Raw genomic sequence first — 12,406 nt, forward strand, 5'->3', positions numbered from 1 at the left:
GGAGTATTAGATGTAGCAAAACCTAGGCATTTTTAGTGAATTTGAAATTTCACAGTTATCAACTCTTAACTACTTTAATACAGCCAATAAAAAAAAGCGCCTTTACAGACGCTTTGCTTTTGAGATTCATATGTATATTGGAGGTGGGAGCGGGATTTGAACCCGCGAATAACGGATTTGCAGTCCGCGGCGTTAGCCAGACTTCGCCATCCCACCTTGTCTCCACATGGAGCGGGAAACGGGATTCGAACCCGCGGCCCCCGCCTTGGCAAGGCGGTGCTCTACCACTGAGCTATTCCCGCAAAAATGGCGGGGCTGACGGGATTCGAACCCGCGATCTCCGGCGTGACAGGCCGGCGTGTTGAGCCACTTCACTACAGCCCCGCGTGTTTATTAAGTTTTGCCTCTCATCGTCGGCACTTTTAAATTATACATAACCATTACCCTAAAGTCAATAGCTTTCTTTAAAAAAATCCAAATTATTATTCCAAATCTTGAGTACTCTCTTCATTCAGCTCATCTTTTGCAAAATAAATCAAACTTTGCAGCTCAATAGTCAAATCAACATTGTGAATCCTCACATCTTCAGGAGCAGTTAATTTAGCAGGTGCAAAGTTCAAAAGAGCTTTTACATTTTCTTCTACAAGACGGTCAACTACTTCCTGAGCGTGAACAGCTGGAACAGTAATTACACCTACTTGAACACGTTCTTTTCTTACTATTTCCTGTAAATCATTCAAATGATATACAGGTACCCCTTCAATATTTTCTCCAACTATGTCAGGACTGACGTCAAAAAGTCCTACTACACTTGTATACGGGTTTTCTCTCACGTTATACCTTGCAAATGCAGTTCCCAAGTGTCCTGCACCTACTATAGCAACATTAGTTTGTTTATCTAAGCCGATGATTCTCAGAACTCTTTCTCGTAAATAGTTGGTATTGTATCCAGTCCCTCGGGTACCAAAGGCTCCAAAAAAAGCTAAATCCTTTCTAATTTGTTCTGCTGTAAAGCCAGTTTCCTTACTCAAACTTTTGGAAGACACAACTTCAATGTCACGTTTTACTAGATTATCAAGTACCCTTAAATAAACCGGCAATCTTTTAATCACTGAAATCGGCGCTTCTCCCCGTTGATTCATGTTTAGCCTCCTTATTGTTAAAGAATAATATATAACTATTTTCAATAATTGTGTTAATTGTTATTATCCCCCAGTATATATTATCAGATTTAGTGAGCAATTTCATTAGTAAATTTTCTTTTGTTTTTAATGTTTTTTCCAGATTAATATTGGTAAATACATATTAATTCCCATATTACGCAAAATAATACAGAACCTCGGAACAACAATTTTAAGGAGGGAATATTTTGTTTAATCACGATAAGCAGTTATTACAACAAGTTAAAGTAGATCGGCCTAACCCAACTTATGCAGCTATGCTTCAAGAACAATTGGGTGGACCAAATGGAGAATTAAAAGCAGCAATGCAATATATATCTCAAAGCTTTAGAATTAAAGATCCTGAAATTAAAGACCTTTTCTTAGATATCGGAGCTGAAGAGTTAAGTCATATGGAAATGGTAGCAGCAACAATCAATATGTTATACGGCCACGATCCCGCAACTACCTCTGTCCGTGCAGGTAATGTAGAACCTCAAGTTGTTGGTGGATTAACACCATTACTCCAGGACGCTTCTGGTAATCCTTGGTCCGCTCAATATGTAAATAGTACTGGAGATCTAGCGGCAGATTTACTCTCCAATATTGCCGCTGAACAACGCGCCAAGGTGGTTTATGAATATCTTTATAGACAAATAAATGATAATGGAGTGCGTGAAACCATTGATTTTCTATTAAACCGAGAAGAAGCTCATAACGCACTGTTCCGTGAAGCTTTAAATAAAGTTCAGAGTAAAGGATCAAACAAAGATTTCGGGGTAGATCAAGATGCTAGACTATACTTTGATTTATCTACACCAGGACAACACTTTAGTGCCCCTCAACCCACACCACCTGCTTTTCAAACTCCACGTAGAAATTAATTATAAGACAATTATATTTAATGTAGTTATGAAAAAGCCGGGTACTTTAGACCCGGTTTTTTTTTTGAAGGCGCTGTTATACTCCGTTATTGAGTAAATTGGATTAAACTCTAATCATTTAGAAAACAAAAAACTTGTAGTTTAAAAATTGATTATTTTCTCAAAAATTACGCCAATATCATTATTAAAATATCTTGATGTTCTATGTGACAAGTTTGGCACTGTTTAAGCAGGTCTTTTAATATATCCACTAACTCATCTTATTCAAAACTTTGGTAGTTTTAAGGGTAAATCGTTGTAAAACATTTTCTAGATTCTCGCGGAATTCATGTATAAAATTTTTATCCTTCACCACTCTGTCTTTCCTTTTCTTTTTTGATTAGCATCCATTGTTCCCTTGCCCTGTTAATCATTTTTTCGTCTTTAATCCCCTTATCACTGACTAACTTTGAAAACCAAGAAAGGGCTTCGTCACGCTTGTCCAATCTTCTACTTAGTTCTCCTAGCAAAAAAAGAAGTTTAGGGAGATCAACTTGACCTGAAGTATCTTCTTGATAAACTTTTAGAAAATACTCCCTGGCTAAATTTAAAAAGCGTTTTTCGTTATTATAATCTTGGGCTTCTCTATGTATCCATGCAGTATGTAAAAGTAATGTAGCCAGGATATTGTATTTTTCACCTTTCAACTGTCCGCAAAGAATTCCAAGTTTTAAAGACTCGACAGCCATTTGAAAGTCGCGAATAGAACCATAATCCCGTGGAACCCAATTTTCGCTGACTTGTTCTTTAATTTCTTTTATTTGAGCAGGTTTAGGAGATGAAAATTGATCAGTATAGGCGTAACCACAGTGATAACATACATTTACCATGTAATAACTAGGGTTTAATTGTTCGTATTCTTTAAAAAAGTCACCATGCTCTTCTTTTAGACGTAATTTAGAATGGCGAGGTTTTTTGGATGTGAACTTTTTTTGACAAACTGGACAAGTATATTTTTTATCATAAAGTATTTCAGAAATATTATCACTCTCCCCTTCCTGACCAATAACAGATGATTAGTTTTCCCCTTTCCCCAGAGTAAAAAATTCTTCAATTTCCAAGTGAGGTTGGAATTTGGGTTTCCAAAGCTCTAGCCATTCTACTTTACAACTCATATTGACGTTCCATTCTTTTACTAACTCTTTTGCTTTTGTAAATTCAGTTTCACTCCATTCACGCAGAGCAAAAGTCGTATTTATCAAACTAATATGGTATTCCCATTCATTATAAATAGGACGGCTTGATAACCCTTCTTGCTCCAGTGCCTCATGGATCTCTAAGGATAAGTCCTGCAACTGTGTAGTTTTCTCCACATACAAGTTTATTGATTTATGAGGAGGACCAAAAAAACTGAATCCATTCACTTGTAAATTAAATGGTGGTTTACTATGACATATATTTTCTATTATTTGTACAGCTTTATCATATTCATCTTGATTGTTAATTGTCAAGTGGTCAATTGTTACATGTAAAGGGGGTAACTTTTCATCATAAATATCAAAAATTTCATTTAGCTTTCTCTGGATTGAACTAGCTACCGATAACAATCTCCCTCGAGGTATAGCTACTAAAAATAATTTGTTTTCCATACTCATATCAAGTATCACCTATCTTTGTAAGTACCTATTTAACTGACATGAATCTGACAAAATCGTACAACTGGATATAGTAACCAAAGCAATTATTAAACTAATTTTAACATAACTAATTTTTATCATAAACTTAAATCTCCTGTCAAAACTTTAGATATTTTTAAAGGTAATTGAATTACTCTCGAGAATATTATATACTATCAAGAGATTGAAGTAATAAACACTAGCTAAAATTGAGCCTAACTGGAGGAATTATTAATGCAACATGTTGAAAGATGGTTACCCACAATATTTACCTTTGCAAACCTTACACTGGGGTTTTTGGCAATGACATTTATATATTCAGAACACTTCAGGCTATCATTAACTTTATTGATCCTAGCCCTATTTTTTGACGGAATTGATGGGCGACTTTCTAGAAAATTTAATGTATCAAGTATTGTGGGTAAAGAATTGGATTCTTTAAGTGATTATCTTTCTTTTGGAGTAGCTCCATCACTGTTTTATCTGCTTATCCAGGGGAATGTAACTTTACTTCATTACGTCTTTATAATTTTTTTCCTATTATGTGGCGCCTATCAAATTGCCAAATACAACACTGATTTCATATATGGATCGGCTGAAAATGTTCTTTTAGGGCTACCCATAAATGCAGCAGGTATTTTATTGGTTATTATGGGATATCTAGATTGGTTTCCATTCACGATAGAAGCATTGATTATTTTAATTGTTTCACCTTTAATGGTAACCCAAATACCCTATCCCTCTTTTAAAGCTCATCATCCAAAAAAACATGGACATTTTTTATTTCCAATCATCATTATGGTATTATTTATTATTTTTCCAGCCACTGCTTTTGTAGTATTTAGTATTTACGTAGTTTATGGTTTCGCTGCATTATTCATTGATTTTGACAATATCAAAAAATTTATTAATATCACATGATTCTTAGCCAAATAATTTACAGAAACTCTCAACCTCGGAGCTATAACTCCGAGGTTTTTCATTTGATTAACAGACATTACGCATAATACGTTTAATTAAAGAATTCTAGTATCAACAACTCAATATAACAGCACAACACTTATTGTTCAGAACACTGTGAAATTTTAATTTTCAATAAAACAACCCTTAAAAAGTATAATATAAAAAATATCATTGGAGAATTCTAAAAATAGCACTATAATAACTTAACTTCTTAGAATTTAATTAGGAGTGAACGAAATGAGTGGAATTGTTGCTATTAAAGGTACCCAAGCTTATAAAGATACTATGGTCAAAATGTTAGACAAACTTAAACACCGAGGTCCTCAAAAACAAAATATATTTCCAAGCTATGCAAGCAATGTTTTGATCGGAGAATGTAATCTAGAATACGAATTGAGTAAAATTGATGAAAGCCAAAATCCTATAGACAACAAAAATCACAATATTAATTTAGCACTAGATGGCGAACCCCTCATGGAAGGTAAGCGCCTATCAAGAAATGATTTAATTAAATTATTTCAAAGGGAAGGTCCTGAATTTGTAAAGTTTTTGGGAGATGGATTTGCTTTGATTTATACTGATGGCAAAGAACTCTATGCTGCAAGAGACATTTTTGGTAGAAGACCATTATATTACGGTCATGATTCTTCAAACAATATTTACTTTGCATCAGAAATGAAAGCTTTGACAGAAATATGTGAAGAAATAAAAATTTTCCCTCCAGGTTATTATTATTCTCAAGATGATGGTTTTAACAAGTATACCAGTATACCTCATTTCGAATCAAATATTGATGAAGAACCAGGTTCTAAGGACTATTATGAAAAGTCTGCTCGGTTAAAGTATTTGTTAATTAAAGCAGTAGCCGACAGTTGGGAAACAGGCAAAGAGCCTGGCATTTTTTTGAGTGGAGGAGTTGATAGTTCAGTAGTAGCTGCAGCTTTAGCCAATTTAACTGATAAACCTATTCACACCTTCGCTGTAGGGATTGAGGACAGTGAAGATATAAAAAATGCCGAAGAAGTTAGTCAATATCTTGGTACAGAACATACGGTTCTTACTTATACAGAAGAAGATATGTTTGAAGTGTTACCAGAGGTGATTTACTATCTTGAATCCTTTGATGTTGAGCTTGTTAACAGTTCTATTGCCAATTATTTGGTCTCGAAACTCGCAAAATCTAATAATTTTGAAATCACACTATCAGGTGAAGGTGCTGATGAACTTTTTGGGGGATATCATCATTTAAAAGATTGTAAAAGTGATGAACAGTTAAATGAAGCTTTAGAAGGATTATTGAAAGGTTTACATAATGGTGGATTGCAAAGAGTTGATCGAATGACAAATGCTCATTCATTAAATTGTCGAATGCCTTTCTTACACTCTTATATCATAAATTACGCCCTAAAGATCCCCTGTGATTGGAAAATTTCAGGAAATGGTATGGAAAAACTAATTTTACGTCAGGCCTTTGATGGAGACTTACCTGAGCAGGTTTTATGGCGCAAAAAAGCCCAGTTTGGCATTGGATCAGGAAACGAAAAAGCTATGGAAAAAATCATAGACTCGGAAATCACTGACCAAGAATATTATGATAACAAAGAAAAACACGGAATTGATTTTAAATCAAAAGAAGAATATTTCTATTTTAAAATTTTTCATAAATTTTTTCCCGAAAAATCTCAAACTAAAACTGTCAACCGCTGGTTAGTGTAAATATTCTAATGATTTTCTAATTTAGCATAAAAAAGGACAGTGAATCTATGTATCTTTGATTCACTGTCCTTTTTTTATTAATTTTTTTCAAAAAGTGTTAACACTAACTGATTCTGTTATCTAATTCTTGAATAATTTGTCTTTCATCCATTCCTCTAGCATCAATAACTGGTACTGCTTGTTCTACGTCCTGAATATTCATCATATTTTCGTCTCTACCTGTGATAATAGCAGCAGATACCATGTCATCTGTGTCAATTGAAACGGGTGTATACCCATTTTCTCTTAGGGTTTCTCTCAAAAAATTCAGTTCCTCTTCCAAGGCAACTTTTTTCACTTGGAAACCTCCTTTTAGCTGATATGATAACTCATCAATTATATTTTTTCTCATAATCAAGCTATTATGTAAGATCCACTAGTAATACCGACCAAAAACAATTTTAAACAATCATAAAAAATTATTTTAATGATTATTTAATTTTTTTATTTTAACACGCGTGACAGTGTTCCCATACATTTCAAGTACAGTTATTTCAGCACCACCTATGCTAAAACTACTATCTTGTTGTAATTTACGCCCCTCATCTTTAGCAATTCTGTGCAGTAATTGATTTAAAGTTATATCTTGATTCTCATGAGAAAGTATGTCTACTCCTGCAATAGTATTGGCATCTTTAACTAAAGTACAGCCTCCTACTACTACGGTATCAGCTGGCTCAAAGTCTTCAATAAATAAGTATTTGCGGATAGCAAACACTCCCGCCAAAGCAATAGCGCCTAAAACTAACTCAAATGTCTCATTGGAATAAACGAGTAATTTACGGGTTATGGCTAGAAAAAATATTTCAATAATAGTCCCGGGTTTACGATTGAGTAACATTTCACATAATTCCAGAGCTATAACTAAAATCAAAACATAACTTACAAAATTTTTAAATTGGTCGTAAGGAGTATCTCCCCCGAAGTTTGATAGGTCTTGAAATAATAATATTATTCCTCCCAAGACCCCTAAAATTAAAATTAGAGCCAAGATTTTTTCTACATACTCTGAAGTGTTAACTAAGTAGTGGTTTATTCTTTTACTCAACTCCTCATTCTTAAACACAAACTCCTCCCCCTTTACTTTTTTGTTATTTGTTTCACAAGTTTTTTCAAAATAAATAGGACATCCAGATGTTTAAGCTTGTCCTAAGTTCTATTTTAGCTAAATTTGATAAATTTGTAAAATAACTCTAAGGTGATCATTATTTGTCGACAGGGCTAGAAGTAACAAAATCTGAGGAAATATCTATTTTTTTTAAGCCTGGTCGAATTGAGAATGACATTTAAAGAACTAAAAGCCATAGCTGCCGCACCAATGATGGGGTGAAGTAATCCAAAAAAAGCTAACGGTATGGCTATGGCATTATAAAACCAAGCCCAAAAGTAATTTTCTTTAATCTTTCTGAAAGTAGCTCGAGATAATTTAATTCCAGATACCACTGCACTCAAGTCCCCTCTTATCAAGGTGAGATCAGCGGCTTCAATAGCAACGTCAGTACCAGTCCCAATTGCTATTCCAACATCTGACTGCTTAAGTGCTGGTGCATCATTTATTCCATCTCCTACCATAGATACCATTCCATATTGCTTTTGGAGACTTTTTATTTCATTAACTTTTTCATCTGGTAGAACATTGGCAACTGTTCTACTTATTCCTACCTCCCTAGCTATTGCATCAGCTGTTCGTTGATTATCCCCTGTTATCATGCAAGTGATAAGGCCCATCTCTTCAATTTCCCTGATTGCTTCTTTTGAATCCTCCTTTAAAGTGTCAGAAACAGCTATAATACCCGCCAAATTTCCTGAAATAGCCACAAGCATTGCTGTTTTCGCTTTATTTTCAAGTTTTTCCATTTCCCTTTCTATCTGATTAATATCGATACCTTTAGATTCCATAAGTTTCCTGCTCCCAACTAAAACTTCTTGACCATCTACTAGTCCCCTTACTCCTTGGCCTGTTATGGCAGAAAATTCTTCTGCCTGAGCCAGATTAAAATTTTGCTTCTCCGCTTCTTGTCTTGCTTTAACTACTATTGCCTCTCCTAAAGGATGTTCAGATGAAGCCTCCAAACTTCCTACATAAAAAAGGATATCTTGAGTACTATAACTTGAGGTAGAAACAATATCAGTTACTTCTGGTTTCCCTTTTGTGATGGTTCCTGTTTTATCGAAAGCAATCATTTTTATATCCTTCATCATCTGAATTGCTTCTCCATTGCGAATAAGAACACCTTGTTCTGCCCCTTTGCCGCTACCTACCATTAAGGCAGTAGGAGTGGCAAGACCAAGGGCACAAGGACAGGAAATTACTAAAACAGCAGTTGCTGCTAAAAAGGCTAAGGTAAATTGAGGAGCATCTGGATTTACCCAAGGTAAATATTGTTCTGCTGCTGTAATTATGCCTAGGAAAAAACTTGGAATAATTAACCAAAATATAAAAGCAGACAGAGCTATTATTAGCACTGCTGGAACAAAATAACCTGTGACTCTATCAGCAAACTCCTGAATAGGAACCTTGCTGCCTTGGGCTTCTTCAACCATTTTTATTACCTGGGATAAAAATGTATCTTTACCAATTTTTGTAGCTTTTACTTGTAAAGCTCCTTGTTTATTAACTGTTGCACCAATCACTTCATCTCCAGCTTTTCTTTCTACTGGTAGTGACTCACCGGTAGCCATGGACTCATCTACAAAACTATTCCCTTCCATAACTCTACCGTCAGTAGGAATTTTTTCGCCTGGGCGCACCACCATAATATCACCAGGTTCCACTTGATCAACTGGTATACTAAGTTTTTCTCCATCCCTAATAACTCGAGCCTCTTTTGCTTCCATGGCCAGAAGTCGTTTAATAGCTTCTGAAGCTCTTCCTTTAGCTTTTGCCTCCAAAAAACGACCTACTAAATGCAAAGTAAGAATGGTAGCAGCCATTTCAATAAAAGTTGTTATGGGAAACCAGATGCCAAGAAAACTCAACATATACGGAACTGTAGATCCTAGAGTAACCAAAGTATCCATATTAGCATTTAGACGACGTAAGTTTTTTAGAGTTGATTTGTGAGTTTCAGAACCAGCTATAAAAATAGCTGGAAAACCTAATACAGCGCTTAACGCAAAGTAATAGGGAATTTGAATCAAAAACATATGAATCATCATTAATATCATTAAAGGCCCAGCAAAAGCAACTGCTAACCACATACGCCAGGCCGCTTTTTTTAACTTCTTTTCTGCTTGGCTTTCCTCTGCAATACTGGCGCCGCCCTTTCCTTGCAGTTCCTTAACCTCTTCAGCTTCATAACCTAATTTTGAAACAGCTTCTTTAATTGATAATAAGTCTATTATTGACGGATCATATGTAACTCTAGCTTTTTCAGTTGACAAATTTACTGTTGCACTTACACCTTCCAATTCATTTAAACCTTTTTCCACTCGTTGCTGACAAGCAGCACAGGTCATCCCTGATATGGATAAATCCGCTTCTTCCCAACCAAAGGCCTGCTTTACGCTTTTTTTCCCCTTATCACCAGTTTGAAAATTATGTTCATGATTGTCACCTGATTTTTTCTTGGCTTTCGATTTCTCTCCATACTCTGGAAGTAATTCGCCGTGATAACCAGCTCTCTCAACAGCAGTTAAAAGATCTCCTTCAGAAACTTCCCTGGGATTGTATTTCACTAAAGCCTTTTCTGTAGCAAAGTTTACACTGGCTTCGTAAACCCCTACAAGGTCTTCTATTTCTTTTTCCACTTGTTTAACACATGATGCACAGTTCATTCCTTCTATGATTATCTGAATAGATGCTTTCTCAGATGTCGTCATTATTATTCCTCCCCTAATACATCTCTTATTTAATAATTTTTAATCTTAGTCCAAACAGTATCTTACAAAAATAATTTGGTTGTAGTATTTGAAGTTTATGAATTATATACCACAAATCGCTCGAGTTTTGTGGGTGCTTTTTCTAACTTTAATTTCATAACTAATCTTCTATCTCATATACCTATCTTGATGATAATTCTGAAAATTTTATATTAACTTTTGATTTTATATTGGGGTGAGCAATTGTGATTGGCAAAATGAGTTTATGGGTATTAATTCTTAATTTTTTATTAACTATGAATCTTGGGGGTTATAATATAAACCATATCGATTGTAACCTAATACACGTTTTTGAAGAAATGAAAAAAGAGTATCAAACTAAGGAAGAAGTCGTAAACAACGATGAAGTAAAATCTATAATTATAAGTGTTGCTGGTGATACAACTCTTGGTTATGATGAAGATTTTGGTTATTACAATAGTTTTGATCATGAATTTGAAAGACAAGGCAAAAATTATAATTATTTTTTTAGCAATGTAAAAGAAATTTTTAAAGACAGCGATATTTCAATTTTAAATTTAGAAGGTACCTTAACAAATCATGATCAACCTAAGAACAAAAAGTTTACTTTTAAAGGTAAACCAGAGTACGCCAAAATTTTGAAAAAAGGGCATATTGATGCAGTAAACCTGGCAAATAACCACACTATGGATTTTGGAAACAGAGGGTTTCAAGACACTAAAAAATCTTTGGAACAAAAAGGAATTGGCTACTTCGGCTATGACCTGGAATTTACCAAAGAAGTGAAAGGTAAAAAGTTTTCTATATTAGGATTCACCGGATGGTACGTTAATCAGGAGCGAAAAAATTATTTGAGTTCAAGAATAGAACAGGCAAAAGCAAACTCTGATGCAGTAATTGTCACTTTTCACTGGGGAAATGAGTATGAATATGTCCCTAATGATACTCAAAAAGAATTAGGAAGATCGGCCATAGAAAGCGGTGCAGATATGGTATGGGGGCATCATCCTCATGTGCTTCAAGGGATAGAACAATACGAAGAACGCTATATAGCTTATAGTTTAGGAAACTTCTGTTTTGGTGGTAATAAAAATCCTTCAGATAAAGATAGTATGATATTCCAAAACGAATTCAAATTTAAAAATGGTAAAATTGAAGAAGTAGACCACAATATTATTCCCATAAGTATATCTTCTAAAAAGGAGCGAAATAATTATCAACCTACTCCAGTCCAGAATAAAGAAAAAGAAAGAATCAATGAGAGAATAAAAGAATTAAATAAAAAAATAGATTAAGATTTTCCGCTCCAAGTCCAAACAAATATAAAGCCAGTAATAAAAAGTATTACGACAAACAGAGATAATTCGTAGGGGAGCAATGCCCTGGCTGAACCAATTATTAACCCAGAGAAAAAATATAATACTAAATCTTTATAACGATTATATACTTGTTCCAATAATTTAACTAACAAGGAAATTCCTACCACACCACCGACACCAAAAACAAACAATTTGCCAATAACCAAATCACGTAAATAAAACAGTACTGTGTCATATATACCCATAGCAATTAACACAGAACTTCCCGGAAGACCTGGTAAAATCATTGTGGCGCTTGAAAAAGCCCCTCCCATGAATAGATAACCATTACTAACATTTTCGTTTGATGATACAACTCCCATGGGTTCATCACCCAAAATCAATCCAAAGACGATCCCAATAGTAAATAACCCCACCCTGGCAAAATTAAAACTTTCCCTATCTCGCAGTAAAGCTCTCACAGAGGCAAGTAAACAACCTAATAAAAACACTGCTGTTTCATCTCGATAATTTTCAAAAAACAGGGAAAACAGAAGACCACTTAAAAATATCCCAACGGCCATACCAACCATCAAAGGCATATATGGTTTGATTTTGAACTGGACAAGATCCTTAATTAATTGTTCGTACATTCCAAATATCACAAATACACTTCCACCGCTCATCCCTGGAAGGACCATAATAAATCCTAAAATCAAACCTTTTATTGAAAGTAACATTTTCTCACCTCAAACAAAAATGATAATAAGATATACTGTCAAACCGCATAATCCGTTCTATTAAAAATTTTACAGTATTAACAAGTAAATATCAGTACCTACTGAAAT

General features: G+C 34.6%; 11 protein-coding genes and 3 tRNA genes. 4 read left to right on the forward strand and 10 right to left on the reverse strand.

Annotated elements, in window-relative coordinates; all coding sequences use genetic code 11:
* Positions 1-138: 138 nt before the first annotated feature.
* The 4 genes from NTHER_RS09415 to NTHER_RS09430 all read right to left on the reverse strand — a co-directional run bounded on the left by NTHER_RS09415 (position 139) and on the right by NTHER_RS09430 (position 1,142).
* Positions 139-216: transfer RNA gene (locus tag NTHER_RS09415), tRNA-Cys, on the reverse strand.
* An 11-nt stretch (positions 217-227) separates the two neighbouring features.
* Positions 228-302, reverse strand: a tRNA-Gly gene (locus NTHER_RS09420).
* Between the two features lie 5 nt (positions 303-307).
* Positions 308-384 (reverse strand) — tRNA-Asp (locus NTHER_RS09425).
* 98 nt (positions 385-482) lie between these two features.
* Complete coding sequence (locus tag NTHER_RS09430; protein ID WP_012448300.1) at positions 483-1,142, reverse strand: redox-sensing transcriptional repressor Rex; 660 nt, start codon at positions 1,140-1,142, stop codon at positions 483-485.
* 227 nt (positions 1,143-1,369) lie between these two features.
* Here NTHER_RS09430 and NTHER_RS09435 point away from each other — a divergent pair, with 227 nt between their 5' ends.
* The gene (locus tag NTHER_RS09435; protein WP_012448301.1) at positions 1,370-2,044 is read left to right on the forward strand and encodes a manganese catalase family protein; all 675 of its coding nucleotides are present in this window, start codon (positions 1,370-1,372) and stop codon (positions 2,042-2,044) included.
* A gap of 341 nt (positions 2,045-2,385) precedes the next feature.
* On the opposite strand, the gene NTHER_RS09440 is transcribed toward NTHER_RS09435, so the two are convergent.
* Together NTHER_RS09440 and NTHER_RS09445 are read right to left on the reverse strand one after the other, a co-directional pair.
* The gene (locus NTHER_RS09440; protein WP_083762767.1) at positions 2,386-3,090 is read right to left on the reverse strand and encodes a DUF2225 domain-containing protein; all 705 of its coding nucleotides are present in this window, start codon (positions 3,088-3,090) and stop codon (positions 2,386-2,388) included.
* Positions 3,091-3,099: 9 nt separating this feature from the next.
* Positions 3,100-3,678: a 2'-5' RNA ligase family protein gene (locus NTHER_RS09445; RefSeq protein ID WP_012448303.1), complete on the reverse strand. Its 579-nt coding sequence runs from the start codon at positions 3,676-3,678 to the stop codon at positions 3,100-3,102.
* A 255-nt stretch (positions 3,679-3,933) separates the two neighbouring features.
* Here NTHER_RS09445 and NTHER_RS09450 point away from each other — a divergent pair, with 255 nt between their 5' ends.
* Positions 3,934-4,620 carry a CDP-alcohol phosphatidyltransferase family protein gene (locus tag NTHER_RS09450; RefSeq protein ID WP_012448304.1) on the forward strand — a complete coding sequence of 229 codons (687 nt, stop codon included), beginning with the start codon at positions 3,934-3,936 and terminating at the stop codon, positions 4,618-4,620.
* 279 nt (positions 4,621-4,899) lie between these two features.
* Positions 4,900-6,378, forward strand: coding sequence for an asparagine synthase-related protein (locus tag NTHER_RS09455; RefSeq protein ID WP_012448305.1), 1,479 nt, complete (start codon positions 4,900-4,902; stop codon positions 6,376-6,378).
* Positions 6,379-6,481: 103 nt separating this feature from the next.
* On the opposite strand, the gene NTHER_RS09460 is transcribed toward NTHER_RS09455, so the two are convergent.
* The 3 genes from NTHER_RS09460 to NTHER_RS09470 form a co-directional block, all read right to left on the reverse strand.
* The gene (locus NTHER_RS09460; protein ID WP_052291969.1) at positions 6,482-6,769 is read right to left on the reverse strand and encodes a YkuS family protein; all 288 of its coding nucleotides are present in this window, start codon (positions 6,767-6,769) and stop codon (positions 6,482-6,484) included.
* A 72-nt stretch (positions 6,770-6,841) separates the two neighbouring features.
* Positions 6,842-7,483 carry a hypothetical protein gene (locus tag NTHER_RS09465; RefSeq protein ID WP_012448307.1) on the reverse strand — a complete coding sequence of 214 codons (642 nt, stop codon included), beginning with the start codon at positions 7,481-7,483 and terminating at the stop codon, positions 6,842-6,844.
* A 155-nt stretch (positions 7,484-7,638) separates the two neighbouring features.
* Complete coding sequence (locus NTHER_RS09470; RefSeq protein WP_012448308.1) at positions 7,639-10,239, reverse strand: heavy metal translocating P-type ATPase; 2,601 nt, start codon at positions 10,237-10,239, stop codon at positions 7,639-7,641.
* Between the two features lie 245 nt (positions 10,240-10,484).
* Between NTHER_RS09470 and NTHER_RS09475 the strand changes: the two genes are divergently transcribed.
* Positions 10,485-11,555, forward strand: a complete 1,071-nt coding sequence (locus NTHER_RS09475; protein ID WP_012448309.1) for a CapA family protein — start codon at positions 10,485-10,487, stop codon at positions 11,553-11,555.
* Here the strand turns inward: NTHER_RS09475 and NTHER_RS09480 are convergent.
* Positions 11,552-12,298, reverse strand: coding sequence for an undecaprenyl phosphate translocase family protein (locus tag NTHER_RS09480; RefSeq protein WP_012448310.1), 747 nt, complete (start codon positions 12,296-12,298; stop codon positions 11,552-11,554). The genes NTHER_RS09475 and NTHER_RS09480 overlap by 4 nt on opposite strands.
* Between the last annotated feature and the right edge of the window lie 108 nt (positions 12,299-12,406).

This window comes from Natranaerobius thermophilus JW/NM-WN-LF, assembly GCF_000020005.1.
GTDB lineage: Bacteria > Bacillota > Natranaerobiia > Natranaerobiales > Natranaerobiaceae > Natranaerobius > Natranaerobius thermophilus.